Source organism: Kitasatospora aureofaciens (genome assembly GCF_019192735.1).
GTDB classification, from domain to species: Bacteria; Actinomycetota; Actinomycetes; order Streptomycetales; family Streptomycetaceae; genus Kitasatospora; species Kitasatospora aureofaciens_A.
In genome coordinates, this window is record NZ_JAHTKP010000001.1 from 42,663 (window position 1) to 62,754 (window position 20,092).

The 20,092-nt window shown below is 72.7% G+C and carries 24 protein-coding genes; 23 read left to right on the top strand and 1 reads right to left on the bottom strand.

Annotation, left to right across the window (positions count from 1 at the left end; translation table 11 throughout):
- The first annotated feature begins 4 nt into the window (after positions 1-4).
- The 23 genes from KV557_RS00240 (at position 5) to KV557_RS00350 (ending at position 18,699) form a co-directional block, all read left to right on the top strand.
- Positions 5-820 carry a hypothetical protein gene (locus KV557_RS00240; protein ID WP_218197486.1) on the top strand — a complete coding sequence of 272 codons (816 nt, stop codon included), beginning with the start codon at positions 5-7 and terminating at the stop codon, positions 818-820.
- A 28-nt stretch (positions 821-848) separates the two neighbouring features.
- Positions 849-2,057: a hypothetical protein gene (locus tag KV557_RS00245; protein WP_218197487.1), complete on the top strand. Its 1,209-nt coding sequence runs from the start codon at positions 849-851 to the stop codon at positions 2,055-2,057.
- The gene (locus KV557_RS00250) at positions 2,054-2,752 is read left to right on the top strand and encodes a hypothetical protein (RefSeq protein WP_218197488.1); all 699 of its coding nucleotides are present in this window, start codon (positions 2,054-2,056) and stop codon (positions 2,750-2,752) included. The genes KV557_RS00245 and KV557_RS00250 overlap by 4 nt, the downstream gene beginning before the upstream one ends.
- A 63-nt stretch (positions 2,753-2,815) precedes the next feature.
- Positions 2,816-3,352, top strand: a complete 537-nt coding sequence (locus KV557_RS00255; RefSeq protein WP_218197489.1) for a hypothetical protein — start codon at positions 2,816-2,818, stop codon at positions 3,350-3,352.
- Positions 3,353-3,443: 91 nt separating this feature from the next.
- Positions 3,444-3,962, top strand: a complete 519-nt coding sequence (locus KV557_RS00260) for a hypothetical protein (RefSeq protein ID WP_218197490.1) — start codon at positions 3,444-3,446, stop codon at positions 3,960-3,962.
- Between the two features lie 261 nt (positions 3,963-4,223).
- Positions 4,224-4,550, top strand: coding sequence for a hypothetical protein (locus tag KV557_RS00265; protein WP_218197491.1), 327 nt, complete (start codon positions 4,224-4,226; stop codon positions 4,548-4,550).
- Between the two features lie 53 nt (positions 4,551-4,603).
- Entirely contained in the window at positions 4,604-5,689 is a 1,086-nt protein-coding gene (locus KV557_RS00270) for a DNA cytosine methyltransferase (protein WP_308129725.1), read from the top strand.
- A gap of 103 nt (positions 5,690-5,792) precedes the next feature.
- Positions 5,793-6,422: a DUF4913 domain-containing protein gene (locus KV557_RS00275; RefSeq protein ID WP_218197493.1), complete on the top strand. Its 630-nt coding sequence runs from the start codon at positions 5,793-5,795 to the stop codon at positions 6,420-6,422.
- 16 nt (positions 6,423-6,438) lie between these two features.
- Positions 6,439-6,798 carry a hypothetical protein gene (locus KV557_RS00280; RefSeq protein ID WP_218197494.1) on the top strand — a complete coding sequence of 120 codons (360 nt, stop codon included), beginning with the start codon at positions 6,439-6,441 and terminating at the stop codon, positions 6,796-6,798.
- 48 nt (positions 6,799-6,846) lie between these two features.
- Entirely contained in the window at positions 6,847-7,782 is a 936-nt protein-coding gene (locus KV557_RS00285; RefSeq protein ID WP_218197495.1) for a winged helix-turn-helix transcriptional regulator, read from the top strand.
- An 8-nt stretch (positions 7,783-7,790) separates the two neighbouring features.
- The gene (locus tag KV557_RS00290; RefSeq protein ID WP_218197496.1) at positions 7,791-8,648 is read left to right on the top strand and encodes a hypothetical protein; all 858 of its coding nucleotides are present in this window, start codon (positions 7,791-7,793) and stop codon (positions 8,646-8,648) included.
- Complete coding sequence (locus KV557_RS00295; protein WP_218197497.1) at positions 8,645-9,094, top strand: hypothetical protein; 450 nt, start codon at positions 8,645-8,647, stop codon at positions 9,092-9,094. The genes KV557_RS00290 and KV557_RS00295 overlap by 4 nt, the downstream gene beginning before the upstream one ends.
- Positions 9,095-9,172: 78 nt before the next feature.
- Positions 9,173-10,372 carry an MFS transporter gene (locus KV557_RS00300; RefSeq protein ID WP_218197498.1) on the top strand — a complete coding sequence of 400 codons (1,200 nt, stop codon included), beginning with the start codon at positions 9,173-9,175 and terminating at the stop codon, positions 10,370-10,372.
- On the top strand, positions 10,369-11,058 hold the full coding sequence (locus KV557_RS00305) for an HAD family hydrolase (RefSeq protein WP_256176742.1): 690 nt from the start codon (positions 10,369-10,371) through the stop codon (positions 11,056-11,058). Before KV557_RS00300 ends, KV557_RS00305 begins: the two co-directional genes overlap by 4 nt.
- Complete coding sequence (locus KV557_RS00310) at positions 11,055-11,825, top strand: hypothetical protein (protein WP_218197499.1); 771 nt, start codon at positions 11,055-11,057, stop codon at positions 11,823-11,825. The genes KV557_RS00305 and KV557_RS00310 overlap by 4 nt, the downstream gene beginning before the upstream one ends.
- On the top strand, positions 11,822-12,379 hold the full coding sequence (locus KV557_RS00315; RefSeq protein ID WP_218197500.1) for a hypothetical protein: 558 nt from the start codon (positions 11,822-11,824) through the stop codon (positions 12,377-12,379). The genes KV557_RS00310 and KV557_RS00315 overlap by 4 nt, the downstream gene beginning before the upstream one ends.
- Entirely contained in the window at positions 12,376-12,795 is a 420-nt protein-coding gene (locus KV557_RS00320) for a hypothetical protein (RefSeq protein WP_218197501.1), read from the top strand. The genes KV557_RS00315 and KV557_RS00320 overlap by 4 nt, the downstream gene beginning before the upstream one ends.
- Before the next feature lie 164 nt (positions 12,796-12,959).
- On the top strand, positions 12,960-13,574 hold the full coding sequence (locus KV557_RS00325; protein ID WP_218197502.1) for a hypothetical protein: 615 nt from the start codon (positions 12,960-12,962) through the stop codon (positions 13,572-13,574).
- A gap of 93 nt (positions 13,575-13,667) precedes the next feature.
- Positions 13,668-14,453, top strand: coding sequence for a DUF317 domain-containing protein (locus tag KV557_RS00330; protein WP_218197503.1), 786 nt, complete (start codon positions 13,668-13,670; stop codon positions 14,451-14,453).
- A gap of 162 nt (positions 14,454-14,615) precedes the next feature.
- Positions 14,616-14,837 carry a hypothetical protein gene (locus tag KV557_RS00335; RefSeq protein WP_218197504.1) on the top strand — a complete coding sequence of 74 codons (222 nt, stop codon included), beginning with the start codon at positions 14,616-14,618 and terminating at the stop codon, positions 14,835-14,837.
- Positions 14,838-15,141: 304 nt separating this feature from the next.
- Positions 15,142-16,293, top strand: coding sequence for an AAA family ATPase (locus tag KV557_RS00340; RefSeq protein ID WP_218197801.1), 1,152 nt, complete (start codon positions 15,142-15,144; stop codon positions 16,291-16,293).
- A complete protein-coding gene (locus tag KV557_RS00345; protein WP_218197505.1) occupies positions 16,290-18,089 on the top strand; it encodes a VWA domain-containing protein in 1,800 nt (599 codons plus the stop codon). Before KV557_RS00340 ends, KV557_RS00345 begins: the two co-directional genes overlap by 4 nt.
- Before the next feature lie 220 nt (positions 18,090-18,309).
- Positions 18,310-18,699 (top strand): DUF317 domain-containing protein, encoded by a 390-nt coding sequence (locus KV557_RS00350; protein ID WP_218197506.1) that lies wholly within the window; start codon positions 18,310-18,312, stop codon positions 18,697-18,699.
- 56 nt (positions 18,700-18,755) lie between these two features.
- On the opposite strand, the gene KV557_RS00355 is transcribed toward KV557_RS00350, so the two are convergent.
- The gene (locus tag KV557_RS00355; protein WP_308129695.1) at positions 18,756-19,922 is read right to left on the bottom strand and encodes a DUF6236 family protein; all 1,167 of its coding nucleotides are present in this window, start codon (positions 19,920-19,922) and stop codon (positions 18,756-18,758) included.
- Positions 19,923-20,092 lie beyond the last annotated feature (170 nt).

A 20,092-nucleotide genomic window follows, 5' to 3' on the forward strand; every position in this document is an offset into this window, starting at 1 on the left:
CTGCGTGGTCAAGAAGGAGGCTCTGCGCACCCGGCTGGCCCTCGGCTGGGAGCCGGAGCGGGCCATCGCCACCGACAAGCACGACCAGACGCTGCCCGAGTACACGTTCAACGGGCGGACGATGACCCTGCGCGGCTGGGCGGAGCAGATCGGCACGACCTACCACACGCTCTACAACCGCGTCGTCACCCAGGACCTGAGCATCGGTGACGCCCTCGCCCTCGGACCGGGTTCCGCCCGAGACGACAAGCCGCTGACGGCGTTCGGCGAGACCAAGCCGGTCTACATGTGGGCGGTCGACCCGCGCGCCAACGCCACCGCGACCACGATCTACAAGAGGATCGAGGACGGTTGGAGCGCCCGGCAGGCGATCACCGAGGAGCCCGTCCATCGGCACGGCCTCGGCAGCGGCGCCCCCTGGGCGGCGTTCGGGCGCCGGATGGGCCTGCCGGACTGGGCCCGGCTGAGCGAGGTCCCCGAGCAGACCCTGCGCAACCTGATGGACGGCCACTCCATGACGCTGGAGGACGCCCTCCAGTCGATGGGCTGGCTGCCCGACTGGCACGGCCGTGGTGCCCAGGTCCTCCAGATCCGCGCCTTCGACCTGCGGCCCGGCGACCTGGTCGTCGAGGCGCCCTTGCCTGACGACGGCGAGGAGCAGTTGCTCACTGTGCGGCGATCCAGCGCCGGCCCGGGCTTCGAACGCGCCGCAGCCGCCGCCAGTCGCAGCACCGCGATCCGCTCGGTGCCCGGTTCCATCCCCCGTGCGGCCCGCCTGGCCGAGCCGCCCACTCGCCCGACCTCTGCCCGCTCCCTGTAGATCCTTCAAGGAATCTTCCCTGTCCCCCGTGACCCCACTTCGTCCCCCCGGCCCCCAGGCCACCCGGCTGCGGGCCCAGGCCGACGCCATCGATGAGTTGGCCGCCGCCGTTCCCGGCGCCTATCGCGAGCAGGGCCTGCCGACAGTGGCGGAACTGCTCCCGCTCACCGCCCGCATCGGCGCGCACCACCAGAAGGTGCTGGCTTCGGCTGGCACGTTGGCCGGCACTCCGCTGGCCGACACCTCCCAGCGGGCGCACGCCCGGGTACTCGCCGATGCCGGTGCCCAGGTCGGCCAGGCGCTGGGCACCATCAGCCGCGCCGTCACGATGGCCGCCCGCATCCATGAGGTCGACGGCTTGGGCAGCACCCGCGCGGAAGATGTGCGCGAGCGGGCGGGGCGCGAGCTGAACCTGGCCCTATCCCGTACCCGGCTCGCCCTCACCGAAGCCAGCGACGCCCTGCGCCTCCAGGCCCGGTCCGGCCGCGACACCGCGGCACTGCCCACCCGGCGCAGCACCGCCGCCCTCACCCGCAGCGCCGCCGCAGTCCCGGTTCCGACGCTCACCGGCCGGCCGACCAGCGCCGCGCTACCGCCCGCCCCCGCGCCGATAGCACGCCCCCACCCCGACCCGGAGCCCGCCATCACCCGAGGAACAGCCCAAACACCGCACTACAACAGAGAGTTGACCAAACTCGGCACAGTCTTCTCGCACATCGCGGAGAACCTCGACACCGCCGACACGATGCCCGAGCGCCCCACCATCCCCACCGCCGCAGCCGTGACCGGCGAGTGCGAGAACGCCCTGACCGTGCTGCGGCACTGCTCAACCCGGCTCCGCGACCTCACGGCCACCAGCCAACCCGCCGACCCACTCGGCCTCGCGACCATACGCGCCTTCCGCGCCGGGCGCGCGCACGCCGCCACGCTCCACCGCCACCTAGCCCACGCCCTGGATCTGGCCGTCACCCTCGATGACACCACCCTCCCCGGCAAGGGCGATGCCGAAGGCGCCGAGCGCGAGCGGCGACTCGGCTACCAGGCGCTGTGCGCGGTCGCCGAGGCCCGCAACGCCGCAGTCGGCGCAGCGCGGGAAATCCTGGCGCTGAGCGACCAACTGCCGCCCGCAGCACCGCCGAGGGCAACCCCACCCCGGCGCCCCCGCACCGCCACCGCCGTCACGGCCGCACCTGCGGCCGGGCAGGTTCTGGCCACCGCCGCCGGGCGGCGCCGATGACGGACATCCCCGCGGAGGATGTCCAGCGCCTGACCGACCTGGCCAACGCTCTGGCCGAGATCCGGCGCGATCTGCGGCACACCGCCAGACGCCCGCCCGCCAAAATCCCGGACCTGCTGGCGCAGAACATCACCGCCCTGGCCGACTACGTCGCCATCACATCCCGGATGCGGGCCGAGCTCTCGCACCGCACCGGACCCGCTGTTGCCAACGTGGGTAAGGACTGGGGGCCGACGTTCGCCGCTACCCGGGCGAGCCCCGTCCTGCACAAACTCACCGAGCTGCTGGACAACGCCTGCGACCTCGCCAATCAGGTACGGCCCCGCGACACCAGCCGCTCCCACTTCTACTCGCCCGGCCTGGACGGGCGCGTGGCGCAGCAGTTCGCCGAGGCCGACGAGATGCTCACCCACACGATCAGCACGATCCGCCGGTTCCGCACCGGGCTGGGCCAGGTGCGTCGGCGCGAACTTGACCGCGAGCAGCAGGCTTTGGCCGATCCCACTGGGCCCGCTGCCCGGATGCTGGCCGCCCGCGCCCAGTACCGGCGCCAGCCTCTGGTGATCGTGCCGCAGGGGTTCGCGCAGGAGGCGGCCACCGCGGGCGCGGCATCGCGGCGGGCCGTGGCCTCCAAGGTCGTCTCCCATGCCCCGGCGCCAGATGCCGCCTCCGCCCACGCTCCCGGCCGCCGCTGACCAGCCCTTTCCCCTCCTGATGATCGGAGCGCCCTGAACGACACCGACGCCACCGCGGCGCTGATGCGGTCCCTGGCCGACCGGCTGGAGGCTGTGCGCCACACCCTTCCCGCCGTCGCCGCGGCCGGCCATCCCTCGGAGACCGCGTGGCCGATGACGCACCTGGTGAGCATCGCCGCCGAGGCGAGCGATGAGTACCTGTTCCGTGCGGCCGACCCTGAGGCCGACCGCACGGTACTGGCCGCGTTCACCACCGCTGTATTCCGCACCGGCCAGGGCCTGTCCCTCCTCGCCGACGCCACCGGCCTGCTCCTCGCCCCGGAGCCCCGCCACACCGAAGCAGCCCAGCGCGCCGTCACCCTCGCGGACAACCTCACCCTTGCGATCGAGGAGCTGAACTCCGCCGCCGACCGGCTCACCACCGCGGCCCCCACCCCGGTGGTGCCGCTGCCCACCGACGACCTGGAACGACGACGCGGGGCCCAGTCCTCAGCCTCTGCGGCCCGGTCCCGGATCGTCAGCACCCAGCCGGCGACCGGCGAACAAGCGAAGCCGTCCGCCACCACCGCGCCCGTCATCCCACTGCACCGAGGCCGCTGAACACCTGCAACAGGAGCATCCCCTGCCCGCGAACCACTCCACCGCGTGGGAACTTGCCGCCAAGCTCGACGAGCTGGGGTCATGGCCCACCGTGCCCAACGACGGACCCCTGCCCTCCCCCGGACTGGTCGGTGTGCAGCTGATCGCGCTGCGCGTACTCCACGGCGAACTGACCGACGCCGCCGTGCAGCCCGTCGACCCGTTCGCCGCACCGGATCAGGCCGCCGCCGCCCGGCGCGAGCGGCGGGCCACCACCCGGGCGGTCTCGCTGACGGCCACCGCCCTGCAGCGCATCAGCGAGGTCCTCGAACTCGCCGACGCCCACGAGCACTCGCCGACGCCGATCGCCCGCCAGCACGCCCAGTGGCTGTACCGCGACGCCGGCGAGCAACTGTCCACCGCCGCGCACCACCTGCGCCGCAACACCCCGGCGCCCAGATCCGCCGCCAAGTCCACCCGCCCGGCCGCCCAGGCCGAGGCCAGCCGCCCGTCCCGCGGAACAGCCGCCCGCCTGCGGTCCGTCTTCACCCGCCCCTTCCGCAGCGGCCCAAACGCCGAGAGCCCCGGCCACGGGCCCACCCCCAGCCCCTTCGCGGCCAAGCGGCTCTAAACCCCCACCTGGAGTTCCTTCCTGTCTTCCCCTGACCAGAACCTGCCGACAGCCCTCACCGACGCCGCCGAACGAATACAGGCCGCTCGCTCCGGCCTCGCCGCTCTGCGCCAACCGGACACCCTCCACACGGCGCCCGCACACATCGGGGCGGTGCGCCAGGCCCACCTCGGCATCGTCTCTATCGCCGCGACCCTCACCGCCACCCGCCCTCCCGGCACTGCGCCGCATCCCGCCGGCCTAGCCCTCAGAGATGCCGCGATGGACCTCGCCGAAGCCGACCAGCACCTCGTCGCCCTCGCCCGCGACCTGTGGCGCGACAACGTCACCGGCGTCGCCTACAGCGCCGACAACGCGGCACACCACCGGTCATTGCGCCGGGCCGAACGGGCGCTGGGCCAGGCTGCCGACGGCCTGCGCCAAGCCGCCGATCGCGCCGCCCGACCCACACGCAGCGGTCTGCGGGCCGCCGCAGCGCGCCTGGGCTCGGCCTTCGCGCGGCACCCAACTCCCATACCCATGCCGGCGCCTGGAGCCATCCGTGGCGACGCCCCCGCACCCGCCGCCCCCGGCAGGGGGCCGCGGTGACCGGCCCGCGCATCGGCTCTCTTTGCTCCGGATACGGAGGTCTGGACCTCGGCGTGCAGTCCGTCCTCGGCGGGACGATCGCCTGGCACGCCGACCCGGCCCCCAGTGCCGCCGCCGTCCTCGAGCATCACTGGCCCGGAGTCCCGAATCTGGGTGACATCACCACCGTCGACTTCGCCACGGTCGAGCCGGTGTGCGTCCTCGTCGCGGGCTTCCCGTGCACGGACGTCTCGGTCGCCGGCGGCCGTGCCGGGCTCGCCGAGGGCACCCGCTCCGGCCTGTGGCACACCATCGCCCGCGCCATCTCAATCCTCAAGCCCTGTCTGGTGATTCTGGAAAATGTCCGAGGTCTGCTCTCGACCCCCGCTCGCTCGTCAGCCGATGGCGACGTGGAACCCTGCCCGTGGTGTCTGGGAGACACCGGAGATGAACATCATCTGCGGGCACTCGGTGCCGTACTCGCAGACCTGGCCCGCGCAGGGCTCGATGCAAGGTGGCAGGTGCTACGCGCCTCCGACGTCGGTGCACCTCACAGGAGAGAGCGGGTCTTCATTGCCGCCTGGCCTTCCGACGCCGAGGGCACGGGACTTCAAGGGCCCGGACGCAGGCCGGGAGGACCTGGGCCATGTCATCACGCTGCTGCTCACTCCGACCTCGAACCTGGGCAGCATCGGGGGCTCCCAGCACCCGGACCAAAGGAGAGCGGGCGGGCACGGTCCGAACCTCTCGGACCTCGTGGAGCACCTGCTTCCAACCCCCCGGGCGAGCGACGGCACCAAGGGCGGCCCGAACCAGCGCGGCAGCCGCGGGGATCTGACCCTGCCGAGCGCCGCCGCCCGGCTGCTGCCGACACGGGAGGCAGCCGCTGGGGCGAATACGCCCCCGCCATAGCCCGCTGGGAACGCGTAACGCGCCCGGCGCCCGATCCGGTGGATTCGCGCGGGCGCCTCTCCCCGGCTTTCGTGGAATGGGTCATGGGCCTCGAAAAAGGATGGGTGACGCAGATCACAGGACTTTCCAGGTCGGCCCAGCTCACCGCTCTGGGAAATGGAGTCGTTCCTCAACAAGCCGCGCTGGCAACGGAGTTGCTGACGGCTGGAATTTCTTTGTGCGGAAATCACTGCGCGCCTTCCGCGTGAACTTCCGGCGCCCATACACCACTGGATATTGCCCGAGCAAGGACCTGGTCGGCGGGCAGAGTCGTGCTCGCCGACCGCACCACCGATTCGCTTGGAGCCGCCCTTGTCGACCCATATTCCCGCCGAGCCGCCCGGCCGCCCCGCGGTCACTCCGGAGACCGTGGCCGAGTGGAGCGCCACCCTCGCCCGCCTCCAGGCGGAGCGGGACTCGCTCGCCATCGTGGCCGACCGGCTCGCCGAGGAGCGCGACCAGGCCGAGCCCGCGATGTTGGGTGCCGCCGAGGAGGACTCCGAGGCCGCCGGCTCGCAGAGTGATGCCGACGATCCGGCATCGCTCACCATCCTGGCCTTCGACGACGACGCGCTCGCCGCCGAGGTCGCCACGATGGTGCCGTGGGTGGATCACATCCTGCTCGGCGTCTACGGGCAGGAGATCACCTCCGGGCGGCCGTGGTGCGCCAGTTGGCCCGAGCACGACGAGGCGCTCGCCCGGATCCACCACTGCTGGCTGGCCTGGCAGGAGCTGACCGACTCCCGCTCGGGCGCGACGGGCCCGTCGGTGTGGCAGCGGGACCACTTGGAGCCGCTGCTGCTCAAACTGCGCGCCCCGGACGGGCCGTTCGGCGCGTGCACCACCAATCCGGACCATCCGCACCACCGGCTGCTGCCGCACCCGCCCCACACCGACCCGGCCTCCCTGCCCAAGCCAGGCATCCCCCGCACCTCCGTCTAGACCAAGGACCACGCCCGTGACCGCCGCCGCGCTGTTCGACTTCAACGCACACCCGGCGGCGCTCACTGATCTCGACCGGCTCCCGGGCGACGTGCGGGAAGCCGCCGTCCACCACCTGCGCCGGCTGGTCCGCTGCCAGCAGCGCGGACCTGTCCTGGGCCGGCGCGGCCTGTGGGACCTGACCGGCTGCCGCCGCGTCTACCTGGACCGCGACCGGTGCTGGCGCCTGGTCTACCAGGAGCGCCCGCCCCGACCCGCCTCCCGCTGCGGTGGCGAGATCTACCTGCTGGCCGCCGGTCCCCGCAGCGGCCACCAGGTCTACAACACTGCGGCCCGCCGCCTGCAGCTGCTCGCCGCCGCCCACCGGGCGTCCTGACCCGGCCCTGCCCCAACTGTCCGTCCCCTCACCGTGAAGGACCAGCGCATGCCCACCGCCCCCTCCACCCTCGCCCAGGCCCAGCGGATCCAGAACGCCCTGTCGGTCCTCGGCCCGCAGGACACCATCTCGCTGCTGCGTCTGCTCAAGCGCGCCGACGGCACCCTGCCCAAGCCCGAGCTGGAAGCCAAGTCACTGTGGATGAGCGAGACCCAGATCGACGCCCGGCTCGAGGCGATGGAGGAGGGCGGACTCATCACCCGAAAGCGTGAGGCTGGCGGCTCCTTGGTCTCCCTCACCCGGTCCGGCAGTGAGGCCCTGTACATCCAGATTCCCGTCACCCACTGGGCCTCGGCTCACCAGAGCGTCCCGGAGAGGGGCACCGGCCTGGGCGCCTACACCGAGCAGGCCCTCGCCACACTCAACAAGACACACACCGTCGCCACCATCATGGCCCTGGCCGCCTACGGCGAACCCGCCTATCCCAGCGAGATCGTCGATACTGCGCTGCCCGCCGGCATGGTCGCCGGCAACCTCTACCAGCGCCTCGCCCAGCTGGAGAAAGACGGACTCGTCGAGCGCACCGGCACCCCCCGCAACTACACATACGGGCTGACCAGGGCGGGCAAGGCGCTCTCCGAGCCGCTGGAGGCCATCGGCCGGTGGGCCCAACGACACCTGCCGCCGCCGCCGCCGCGCGCCTCGGTTACCACCCGCCGCACGAACGCGCGCAGCGCCACTGCCGCCCCGGCCCCGCAGCTCGCCGCCATAGCCACGCCCGCCCCCCGGACAGCCCCACTGGCCACGCCCGCGCTGGCCCCGGTCGCTGCCGCGACGGGCGCACCGTCGCCGTCGGCGCAGGCCGCCTCCCGGACCAAGGCCGCCACGATCCGCTCGGTGTCCACGGCGCTGACCTTCAGTCACCAGAGCGCCCCGCAGCCCGCCCCGCTCATCACCAACTCCCCTGCCGCCAAGCGGCACTGAGGACGACCTTGGACACCACCACAACTTCCTTTGCCCGCGACAACACCACCCCCAGGGCGCGCCGTGCCCAAGGCAGCGCGCCCCCGAAGCGGGTCGGCCCGACCCTGCCGAAGACCTGGAAGCGCGGAAGCACCGTCGGCGTCCGGCCCGCCTACCTCGCCCTCGGGAGCCTGACCTCCCTCGTACCGGCCGGCCGCGTCCTGCGCGCAGCGTCCTGGACACGCACCGACCAGGGCCACGTGCAGGCGTACGCCCGGGGCGACATCCAGGTCCTCCTCCACGACGACGCCGAGGGGCTGTACCAGTACGAGGCGCTCACCGCCCGCGGGCTGGACTGGCGGGTGACCTTCAGCTCTCAGACTCCTGACGAGGTCTTGGCCGCGGTGGCCGGATCCCTGGTCGAGGTGGCCGTGATGGCCGAGGACGGCGCTCCCGATCGTGCCGATCTGGATGAGGCCGTCAACTCTCTGGCCGAGGCTGGCTGGGAGGGAGCCGAGTCCCGGGGCGGGGGCGTCACGCGGATCACCGCGCCCGACCGGCTCGCCGAGATCCTGTGCCACCGAAGCAAGCGTGCATGGCTGATCACCGCCGGGGTGGACGGCGAAGGCTGGGAGGCGGAGTTGGTCGGCGACTGCCCCGACCTGCTCATCGAGGCCGTCGTCGGCTCCCTGGCCACCGAGTCCCCGGCCCGCCGCCGCACCGCCGACCTGCCGACGGCGCTGCGCCGTTACCTGGACATCGGCCCGGACCCCTACCGGCCCGACGGCACGCGCCGTACCTCCCTGGCTGTACGCGCCGCCAGTCCCACCGTCCCCGTCGTCACGCCTGCCCACGGCGTACCCGCCCCCGCCCGGAGGAGCCGTTGACCGCCATCGTCCACCACGACGCGACCGCGCTGCTGACCTCCGACCTCCAGGAGGAGTCCGAGCAGATCCAGGCGCTGGCCCGCAGCCTCGACCTGCCGCATCGCGCCCTGGACCCGGCGCGGCTGCTGAGCAGCAACCTGCTGCACGTCTTGGTCCACCTCGCCACCGTCAGCGCCTCGGCCGCGGCCGTAGTCGACGCCGCCGAGATGCCCTCCCCCGTCCATCTGCGCGCCCTGGCCCGGATCGAGTCGGCCCAGCAGTCGATGCTGTCGGCCGGCGGCTCGATGTCGACCGTCCTCGACCAGCTGTCCGTCCCCGACAGCGGCATCACCGACACCGCCGGCCTCGTGCAGGCCGGCCGCCTGCGCGCTTCCGTCCTGCTCACCAGCGCCAGCGCCCACCTCGGCGCAGCCGCCGCCGCCCTGCGCGCCACACCGGCCGGCTAAGACCCCCGCCCACCCGACCGGTCAGGAGACCCCACCGCCCGCATGCCCTCTGCCGCCACCCACCCCCACCGTCCAGCGATGCGCGACGTCCTCGCCCGCCCGCACGTGCCCGCGCTGCTCGTCGGCACCCTTGTGGGCAGACTGCCCACCGCCATGGCACCCCTCGCGCTGCTGCTCGCGGTGCGCTCGGCTGGCGGACCGGTCCTGCTCGGGGCTGCACTCGCCGGCCTGTACGGGCTGGCCAGCGCGGTCGGCCAGCCGCTGCTCGGCCGTCTCGTCGACCGCACCCGCCTGGCACCGGTTGCAGCTCTTGCGGCGTCCGTGGCGTTCGTGGCGTTCACTGTGCTCGCCGTGCTCGACCTGGCCGCAAAGCCGATCACCGCCGGAGCCCTCGCGGTGCTCGCCGGGGCCGCCACCCCTCCGCTGGAGGCAGGCCTGCGCGCGCTGTGGCCGCGCCTGGTCCCCGACCCGGCCGAGCAACAGGTGGCGTACGCCCTCGACAGCGTCAGCCAGGAGATCGTGTTCGTCGCCGGGCCTTTGGCGGCCACCACGCTCTGCCAACTCATCTCGCCCGCTGCGGCGTTGTGGGCATGCGGCATCATCGGGGGATGCGGTGCGGCGGCCGTCGCCACCCGCCCTCCCGCCCGCTGGCCGCCGGTCGGGCGCCGAGAGGTCCACTGGAGCGGGCCTCTGCGCTCGCGCGGCCTGCTGCTCCTGCTCGCGGCGATGTTCTGCCTGGGCGTCAGCCTCGGCGCCTTCAACGTCTTGGCCCTGGCCGTGGCTGACCTGAACGGGACGGGCTGGCTGAGCGGGCTGCTCCCGGCGGCGCTGTCCGCAGGCAGCGTGGCCGGCGGAATCCTCTACACCCGCTCCCCGTGGCCGCTTTCCCTGCCGCGGCAGCTGCTCGCCGCAGCCGGCGGGTACGCGATCTGTCTCGCGCCGCTGCTGTTCGCCACCGTGCCGAAGGCCGCCGTGGCCTTCAGTATCTGCCCCGGCCTGTACCTGGCTCCGCTGCTGACCTGTGCCTTCCTGCTCTGCGACCGCCTGGCTCCCGAGGGCACGGCCACGGAGGCCGCGGCCTGGCTGATCGCGGTCATCGGCGTCGGCCAGGCCCTGGGCACCGCCGTCGCCGGCCGCCTCGCCGTCCACGGCACCACGGCCGTCGCCACCGCGGTCGTGCTCTCCGCCGCGCTGGCCGCCGCCGTGCTCCTGCCGCGCGCAGACCTGCTCAACACCACCCCCACCACCCCCACCATCCCTCTGGAGAAGAGCGCTTGACCCCCCGCACCACCTCTGCCGTCCGGATCGTCTGGGACTGGAACGGCACCGTCCGCGACGATCTCGGCGACCACGTCGCCGCCCTCAACGCCACCCTCCCCACGCTCGGCGGCACGCCGGTCAGCGTGGACACCTACCGCGCCCAGCACCGCGTGCCGATCCGCTCGTTCTACGACCACCTGCTCGGACGGACCATCAGCGACGAGGAGTGGCAGTCCAACGACGCCGCCTTCCTGTCCGTGCTCGACCAGCGCCCGGTGCGGCTGCGTTCGGGCGTCCGCCAGCTGATGATGGGCCTGCGCGCCCGGGGCGTCGGCCAGTCCCTGCTCTCCCTCGCCCCGCACGAGCGGCTGATGCGTGAAGTCCGGCAGGTCGGCATCGCCGGGCTGATGGAGCGCATAGACGGTCGCATCGGACCGTCGGTCGCCAGCAAGGCACCGGCGCTCGCCGCCCACCTCGAGGCGCTCGGCCCCGGCATCGACCCGTCCCGGGTGGTGGTGATCGGCGACAGCGTGGACGACGCGGTGGCCGCCCGGGCGGTCGGCGCCTTCCCGGTGCTGCACACCGGCGGTCTGCACAGCCCCGCGCGCCTGGCCACCGCAGACGCCCCGCTGGTCGACAGCCTCCAGGAAGCCGTCGCGGTCGGGCTCGCCGCGATCGGCGCGAACCGGAACGCCCGCTCGTGACTCAGGCTTCCAAGAGCCCGCCGTCCCACCCGGCCACCCCTTCGACCCGGGTCGGCACCGCGACGGTGCTGCGGACGCTCGGCGTCGAGCGCCTCAGCGCGGTGCCGGGCTGGGACGACGGCGACGACACCCCTCTCGGCCGGGTCAACAGCGAGATCCGCACCGCCGTGCGACGCCTGGACCACGTCCAGGAGCGCCTGGTGGCGCTCGCCCGCACCATCCGCGACGACATGCAGCTGGTCCTCGACGGCAACGACGGCGCCCTGCTGCAGGCCAACGGACTGCTCGCCTCCACCGCGCAGTCCCTGGACACCCTGGCCACACGCCGCGTCGAACTGTACGAGCGGCTGGAGGCACTCACCGGCCTGCACCAAGTCCTCGCCACCACCGCCGCTCCGCCCCCGCAGGCCCCGGCCGAGAAACCGATCAAGCTCAACGACGCTCAGCGGCGGGCTCTTGATGCCGTCGCCCGTGGCCAGGTCACCGTCTCCGAGCACAGCATCCGCCAAGGCCGCCAGGTCACCGCCGACGGCATCCAGCTCCACCCGGCCACGGTGAACTCCCTGATGGAGCGGCGCCTCGCCGACCGAGACCGGAGCACCAGCGTGTTCGTCGGTCAGAAGCTCCGTCTCACCCCGCTCGGCGCCCGCGTCCACGCCGCCCTGGCCGGTACCGCGGCCACGAGCCGGGCGGCGGCACCACTCGAGCAGAACCGCCCGGCCACGGTCAGCGCCCAGCCCGCGCCTTCCACGGAGAGAATCAGATGACCAAGAGCCCCGCGACCGGGCCGGCCCCTGCACCCGTGATCGACGGACGGCCGGCCTTCGCCGGCCGCCAGTTTGTCCTGGAACGGCTCGGCATCGACACCTGGGACCTCCACCGTCTCCACCCCGACCTCGGGGAACTGCGCGCCCTCGGTCGTCATCTCGAAAACATGGCCCGCCAACTCGACAATCTGGACCAGGAACTGCGCCGAACCGCCGCCGGCGCCATCGAACGCCTCACCAAGGTCCGCACCGGCAACCACCGGGACATCCAGCCCCACGGCGTCCTACGCCTCCTCGGCTCAGACCTCGAAACCCTCGGCGCCCGCTACGACCTCGCCGCCGAGCACCTGGGCCACGCCGTGGTCCAGTACCGGGAGGCGACCGAGCGCGCCGCCGCCCGACCGGAGCAACCCCGGTCATTGGCCGCCCGCTCACGCACCTCGACCACCACAGCGACACCCGCCGTCGCCGGCGAGGCGCTCACGCAGGCAGCCACCGGCCGCCAGCCGCCCGCTGCCAAGGCACTGCCTCCGACCCGGGCGCCGCACCGGTGACCATCGGCCCCGAACGGCCGGGCAGCACTGACTTCGGCCTGGCCGGGCTGGAGCCCGCCACCGCGGACGATGCGATCGGCGCCCGGCTCTTGCACCACTGCGGCCTCGACTTCGACGCCCAGCACGGCACGCGCCTCGGGACGAGCACCTACCTCGGCGCCGACGCCGACCGATACCTCGCCGCCCTCATCACCCGCAACCAGCGCGCCGGCACCTACACCGTTCGCGTGCATCGGACGGACACCGCCGCCGAGGGCCGGATCTGGCTGACCGCCCAGACAGCGCCACCACGCACGAGAACACCGGCCAGACGAGCCGCAGCCCTGGCCCGCGGCATCAGCACCACCCCGATCGCAGCCGCACCCTCCACAGCGCCCACCCCGGGCCAGCCTCGCACCACGGCCCGGCGGCGCTGACCCGACCGACGGAGACTCCCATCCCCAACCAATCCGCGAGCGGTGCCGTCGACTTCGGCATCGCCGCGCTCGAACCCCGCGGCGCGTTCAGCGAGCACAACGCCGAGTACCTCGCCGCGATCACCCATGACCTCCTGCCTCTGTCCGACCAGCATGCCGGCGACATGGCCAGCAGCTACTTCGTGCTGTTCGACAGAACGCACATGTGGAACGACATACCGGGCCAGCCGTCCGTCATGGCCGTGCGCGTCGAACGCGATCCCGCAGCACGCCTGTTCGAGATCGACTTCACCTTCCAGCCCCTCGTGGCGATGGCCCAGCGCTGGCTCGTCGACCGCGGCGCCGAGCCCACGCGGTTCACCAACCTCGCGCCCATCACCGCAGCCGACCAGGAGACCGAGCGCGTCGAGGACCTGCTGCGCGCGGCCAGCCCGGACCGCTTCACCGTCCACGACCAATACACCTACGACGCCGAGCCGTACGACACTTGGGTCATCGCCACCGACACTCTCACCGTCGAATCCGACCGGCCGGTGCGGGTCTTTCACGAGCAGCGACAGGTCGACGCGGACACCTACACCCTGCGTGAGGGCCATTTCGCGACCATCGACGACGCTCGGGCATGGACCGCCAGCCCCACCTCCCCTCTCCCGCAGGCCAGCCCGTCCCCCAGCGCCCGCGCGGCAGCCGCCCGCCACACCGCCGCCGCCACCGGGTCGGTGGTGAGCGCCGCGTCGCGGCTCCCGGCACCGGATCCCGGCCGCCACCGCGCCCGCTGACCTCGACGCCGCGGCACGCGCCGCTGCCCACCCCCTTCGCCTCACCCGTCGCCGGCACGCGCCGGGTTCGAACCTGATGGAGCTGCCCACTTCTTGCCCGCCGACGCACCACCCCGATCCGACATCCTCGTCCGCCCTGCCCACCTCGCTGGGCCGGGCGGTATCGACCTCCCCTTCCGCCTCGCCTCCGAGCACGGCTGGCACCGCCCCTTCGACGCCCCAACCGCCCTGGTCCTGATCAGCCCCCAGGAAGGGCTCGCGCTCAACCGGCAGCACCAGCAGTGGAGTTTGACCAGTACAGAGGGATGGACCGTGCGCTTCTGCGACCGCGTCCCCAGCGAAGTCTCCTACGATCTCATCACCGCAGCCCAGGAGGCCGAGGCTGACCCCGCAGCCGCCACCGCGCCGATGACCGGCAACCGGGCCACCGTGCTGCTGCTGAAGTCCGGCTGGTCCGGGTTCAACCGCGACGGGTACCGCCTGGTGGCGGCCCCCGACCGCCGAGCGGCCCTCTCGTGGCCCGAGTCGGCCCCCGACCCCGGCCCCGCTCTGACTGCCGCCGCCGAAACGGGCGTGTGGACTGTCCAGTTCAGCCGCAGCGCCCCTGACCACCTGCTCACCGCTGCCACCGTGGCCCTGCTGCAACCCGTGGCCCGCCAACCTGAGCAGATCCCGGAGCAGTTCCGCGGCCTCGTCCACGCCGGGGCCGTCACTGCCGACCGCACCGAGGACGGTCCGGTCGCCCGCTCCACTGCAGCTCGGGCACGCGGCATCGCCTCGCACCCGGCGCTACGTCACCTTCCGTCACCGGCCCTTCCGCCTCTCGCCACGCACTACAGTCCTGCGGGCCAGGGGCGACGGCAGCCGGATCCGCGCTGACAGCACCACTTAGCACCGCAGGAGCGCTGCCCTGGCCACACTCGACCCCAGGTTCGTCCTCGCGGCCCCAACGTTCCACGGAGGTACGCAATAACCGACGACCGCGCCCCCTCTCAGGGGCCTTCGCCCGTCCACGAGGCGGCGGCGCCAGCAGAGCCGTTCGTGACGATCCGGCACACCAACACCGGCGAGATCACCACCACCCGCTACAACGCCGCCGCCCGGCGGATCCTGATCGGGGCTGGCTTCGAGGAGACTCCTGGCTGCACCTGCCCAGCGGCGGAATCCAGCACGGAGCGGATGCACGGGCCTGCTCAGCGGCCGGCGAGCTGCTCGCCGCCGGCCACCCCGTGCGCCTGGACCGAGCACTCGGCCAGCCGGTGAGGGCCGCCGGTACGCCCTTACCGGGCACGCCCGCACAGGCCAGCGACAAGACCTCCCACACCGTGGCCGCCTGCACAGCCCGGCCCAGCCGCGGTGTTTCCAGCCTGCCCGAGCGGACGGTCCGGCGCCCCCTCGCCGGGGCCGTCCGCCGACGTCGGCACCCGTGATCCGCTCCGCGATCGGCCCGCCTTCCCAGAGCATTGCCAACCCCCCGCACGCGCACCGTTGAAGGATCCTCTCTTTGACCACACCCGGACCACCCACCACCCCACCACGTACCAAGGGCGGCGAACTACGGGCCAAGGTGGCCAAACTGCTGGTCGACCGTCCGGCGGACAAGCTCACCATCGGGGACATGGCCAGGCAGCTGGGCCACTCCCACGGTGCCGTCCGCAACGCCGCCCTCACCCTGGCGAAGCGCGGCGAGGCCGACCAACTCGGCACCGGACAGCCGCAGTTCCGCGCGAACAGCAAGACCGCCGCAGCCGCGCAGACCGCGGTGATCAGTCCACCGGGAACCCACTCCCCCCGCGCCCAAGCGGCCACGGCCCGCACGACCGCTCCCGCAGCGACCACGCCCAGGCAGGCCGGCCCGATCCGCCGCGCCGGTGGCCAGCTCTACCACCCCCGGGAACTGGCCGACCTGCCCGACGTCGAGGCGCTGAATCGCTTGCGCGACGCCGACGTGCCGGTGCTGCTCTACGGCCCCCCGGGCACCGGCAAGACGAGTTTGGTCGAGGCCGCGTTCCCCGACCTGATCACCGTCGCCGGTGACGGCGACACCACGGTCGGCGACCTGATCGGCGAGTACACCCAGGACGACGCTGGCAACTACGTCTTCCAGTACGGTCCGCTGGTCACCGCGATGACCGAGGGCCGCGCCCTGCTGATCGACGACGCCACCTTGATCTCGCCGAAGGTGCTGGCCGCGCTCTACCCGGCCATGGACGGGCGCCGCCAGATCCAGGTCAAGGCGCACAAGGGCGAGACCATCAAGGCCGAGCCGGGCTTCTACGTGGTGGCGGGCCACAATCCGGGCGTGCACGGCGCCGTGCTGACGGAGGCGCTCGCGAGCCGGTTCAGCGTGCAGATCCAGGTCGGCACGGACTACGACCTCGCCCTGGCCCTGCGGATCGACGCCCGGGTGGTCCGGATCGCCCGACACCTCGCCGCCCAGGTCGAACTCGGTGAACTGGGCTGGGCCCCTCAGCTGCGGGAACTGCTCAGTTACCAGAAGACCGAGGCCGTCCTCGGGACCAAGGCCGCGCTCGCGAACCTGGTCGGCATCGCTCCCCTGGAGGACCGCGACGCCGTCGCCGCTGCCGTCAGCAAGATTGCTGGCGTCCAGCAGGTCGCTCCCCTCACCCTGGGCCGGCAGCTCTCCGCCGCGACCGCTTCGGCCGCCCGCCAGCCCCCAGGCAGCACCGGCTCCGCACAACGGGGCCGCTCGCGATGAGCGCCCATCACCATGTCCAGCCCTCTACCACCACGCCCGACGACGACGCCGACCTCGCGCGCTGGGACGACGACGGCGCCCCGCCCGCACCGCCCCGATCATCCCCGGCCGCGTGGCTGCGCGTGGGAGCCGAACTCGGCGACCGGCTGGTCGCCCTGTCCGGCCGCCAGGACCTGCTCGTCACCTGCCGCCCCGGCACCCGCAGCGGCGCACCGGCTGCCTACTTCCCCGGCCTGGCGGAGATCGAGTTCGACGCCGAGCTGTTCGCCCCCCTCCAACCCCACGAGATCCGCCCTCGGATCGTGGGCGACGAGGAGCACTATCCCGCCGCCTGGGGCGTGCTCGTCCACGAGGCCGCCCACGCCGCCCACTCCGTCTGGGAGCCGCCGGCCGGCGCGGAACCCCGCGTCGTCGAGGCGGCGCTCCTCCTGGAGGAGAGCCGTGCCGAAGGCGCCCACCTGATCAGGCGGCCCACCGACCGCAGGTACCTGCGCACCAGTGCCCGGACCCTGGTCATGCCCGACATCGCCAACCCCAGCTTCCAGGGCGTCGAGCAGGCCGCCAGTGTGGCGGCCCTGATGCTCGGCCGCCGTGACGCCGGCATCCTGGACGCCGGCGAGACCAAAGCCGTCGCCGATCTGTGCGAAAAAGTCCTGGGCGCCGACCTGCTGGCCACCCTCACCGGCATCTGGACCGCAGCCCACCGAACCGCCGACCACGACGCCACCACCATGCTCGCGCACGCCCAGGACTGGTGCGACGCCCTGGACACCGCTGCCCCCGCCCAGCCCATTCCAGAGGACCTCACCGATCTGCTGTCCGGCGCCGTGACGGTCGTCCTGGACAACATGGCCGCCAACGACGCCGCCGACCTCGCGGCACAAGTCGCCGCGACCAATGCCGTGGCCGCGCAGTCCAGGGCACAGGCCCAGGACCGCGCCCAGCAGGCCGGCCAGCGACGCAAAGCCGCCGCCACCGCCAAGTCGGTCTTCAACGCACGCGGCACCACCGTCAGCCCCGACGGCACACCGAGGCCCCACGGCAACCCGATCACCGGCACCCGCCAGCCCACCGCCGCCGAGCAAACCGCCGCCGCGCGCCTGAGCCGTGCCCTGCGAGCAGCCGCCTACCGCGAACGCACCGAGGAACGGACCACCAGCCCCACCCCGCCCGGCCGCCTCAACATGCGCCAGGCCCTCGCCCGCGACGCCCAGCGCGCCGCTGGCTCGATACCCACCGCAGAACCGTTCACCCACACCCGCCGCCGCAACTCCCCCACCCCACCACTGCGAGTCGGCATCGCCGTCGACGTCTCCGGCTCCATGAGTGCCGCCTGCAAACCCGTCGCATCCGCTGCCTGGATCGTGGCCCGCGCAGCGGCCCTGACCGACCCCGACTCCCGCACCGCCACCATCGCCTACGACCACGATCTGACCGCACTGACCCGTCCCACCCATCGGGCGCCAGACCGCGTGACGACGTTCGAGGCCAACGGCGGCAGCCACAACCTCGGCGACGCCATCGACGCACTCGACCACGGCCTCGACCTCAGCCGCCCCGGCACCGGCCGCCTCCTCGTGATCGTCACCGACGCCCAGTACACCGGCGGCGAAACCGCTCAGGCCGTCACCCGCATCAAACGCCTCACCGCCGCCGGCTGCGCCGTCCTCCAGCTCACCCTCAGCGCGAACTCCCTCCACCTGCCGGGGACCACCCTGCTTCACCTGCCCCGGCCCTCCAGTGCTCCCGCCGCCATCGCCAAGGCCGCCACCGACGCCATCCGCAAAACACGCTGAGGCGCCGTCACGCGACCACGATGATCAGACGCAGAAGCCCCTGTCCGCCAGCTTCGCCTACTTCACCGAGACGAGTAGTCCACCACCGGCCGAGACTCCGCCGAGTTCATCGAGTCAGGACAGAGCCCGAACTCGGCACCGAGGGCGGTCGTCGTGCCATTTCTTCGTTCGCCTCGGGCAGACACAACGGACTACGCAAACCGCGCATAGCCAAGCAAACATGGACGTCTTCCCTACCTCGCCCACCAGGAAGGCGTCCGCCATGACCGTGGCCATCACCGCGCCCACCATTCCCGGCCTCAAGCCGGGTGGTCCCATCGACCACCGAACCTGGCTGATCGGCCCGGGAAGCCCCTACGCGATCAGCCCCTTCTTGGCGGCGCACAGCTGGAGTTGGGTGTGCGATCCGCGCGGCAGCATCCACGCCGCTTCCCCCGACACTCGCGTGTACCTCGGCTACGCGCCCGACGACCCGCACGCCGACACCTGGACCATCGCGGTCACCGGTACGGCCCGCGAGCCCGGTTGGAAGGCGACCTTCGACCACGACGCACCAGTCGAGCTGGTCCTCGATCTGCTCACCGCGATGCACACCCGCACCAGCCGCTGAGACACAGCGAGGGCCCGCGCCGGACGGCGCGGGCCCTCGCTGTGTCTCAGGTCGGGTCAGATTCCCAAGCCTGCCGCGCGCATGGCTGCCCGTCCCGCCCGGCGAACCAGCGTCTGCGGTGTCAGCTCCTTCTCGATGCGCAGCAGATAGCCGGCGGGCGAGGACGCGAGGAGGCTGTCGCGTTGGTGGGCGGCCGTCTGGCGGGCGGCAACGGTGGTGAAGGCAAGACCGGCGCCGACCGCCGTCGCCGCACCCCCCAGCAGGCCGATCGCGCCTCCCGCCACCGTCACCTCCGCCTTGACGGTCAGGGCGGTGGACATCGTCTCCCACTTCAGGCCCTTCATCGCCCGGCGCAGGGATTCCAGCGGCTGGGCGATGTGCTGCTCGAAGGTGTCGTTCAGGTGGATCTCGAAAGCGGCGAAGTCGGTGACTTCCCGCGTGGCGCCACGCAGTTCGGCCGACGCCGTGTCGACGGCGGCAGCGAAGAGCGCGAACTCGTCCGCGTAGTCGGTGCGCAACTTGATGATCTTCTCGACCGGCACGTTCTCCAGGTCGGCCGGCAGGACACACTGCACTGCCATCAGCGCGATGCGCGACTCCGTCTGCGCTGCGGCGGGTCCACGGCCGCCGCCGAGCAGAACCCTAAGGATCTGCTCGCTGGACCAGCCGTCCCCCGCAGCATGGGCATCGACCTGGTCGGTGACGGGCACGAACGCGGTCCGGCGGGCCAGCTCTTCCGTCAGCGCACACTTGTAGACCCACGCAAGCATCGCGTCGACGGCCACCCAGTCGATGGGCCTGTCCTCCACCCATTCGCGCTTGCTGCGTTCCGCCAGCCCGGCCTCGACCAGTGCGGACTCCAATTCCCGGGAAACCTCCTGCGGGTAGAGCCCGGCCAGGTACCTCCGAGGCCGGATCCGGCGCGGGTCGGCAGCACGCTGCGCTGTGAACGGGCGGCCAGCGACCGCATACTGCCCTCGCAGGGCCGTTCCGTACTCCTCCACCGCCGTAATGAAGGCCGGCGCCACCGCCGCAGCTGCTCCAGCCGGGTCCGTGTCGACCAGGAAGTTCGCCTGCCGCAGCTCCTTGACCACCGACTCGTCTCGTACCGGGAAGCCGTCCGGCACGACGCGGGCCAGCCGCTTCCAGTACAACGCTGCGGCCTTCGCCCACGACTCGTCTCGCAGGTGGACGTACGGGTAGTAGAGCCCCGTGTGCTGCACCGTGGATCCGCCTTCCTCTCCCCTGGCCTCTCCGATCGTGTCCGAGGCCCCACGGCATGCTAGGTGACCGCTGCCGCGGGTCTCTTCGGCGCTGCGACGATTGTGTCCCGGCGTGCTCGGGAGGCGCTAGCGAAGGGCCAGGCTCCGGTGCTGGGCTGCGGCAGTTGCTC

Excerpts from the sequence above, each read along its gene's own strand:
- KV557_RS00250 (WP_218197488.1), top strand. The coding sequence starts at position 2,054 with ATGACGGACATCCCCGCGGAGGATGTCCAGCGCCTGACCGACCTGGCC.
- KV557_RS00255 (WP_218197489.1), top strand. The coding sequence starts at position 2,816 with ATGCGGTCCCTGGCCGACCGGCTGGAGGCTGTGCGCCACACCCTTCCC.
- KV557_RS00265 (WP_218197491.1), top strand. The coding sequence starts at position 4,224 with ATGGACCTCGCCGAAGCCGACCAGCACCTCGTCGCCCTCGCCCGCGAC.
- KV557_RS00285 (WP_218197495.1), top strand. The coding sequence starts at position 6,847 with ATGCCCACCGCCCCCTCCACCCTCGCCCAGGCCCAGCGGATCCAGAAC.
- KV557_RS00300 (WP_218197498.1), top strand. The coding sequence starts at position 9,173 with ATGCGCGACGTCCTCGCCCGCCCGCACGTGCCCGCGCTGCTCGTCGGC.
- KV557_RS00315 (WP_218197500.1), top strand. The coding sequence starts at position 11,822 with ATGACCAAGAGCCCCGCGACCGGGCCGGCCCCTGCACCCGTGATCGAC.
- KV557_RS00325 (WP_218197502.1), top strand. The coding sequence starts at position 12,960 with ATGGCCAGCAGCTACTTCGTGCTGTTCGACAGAACGCACATGTGGAAC.
- KV557_RS00345 (WP_218197505.1), top strand. The coding sequence starts at position 16,290 with ATGAGCGCCCATCACCATGTCCAGCCCTCTACCACCACGCCCGACGAC.
- KV557_RS00350 (WP_218197506.1), top strand. The coding sequence starts at position 18,310 with ATGGACGTCTTCCCTACCTCGCCCACCAGGAAGGCGTCCGCCATGACC.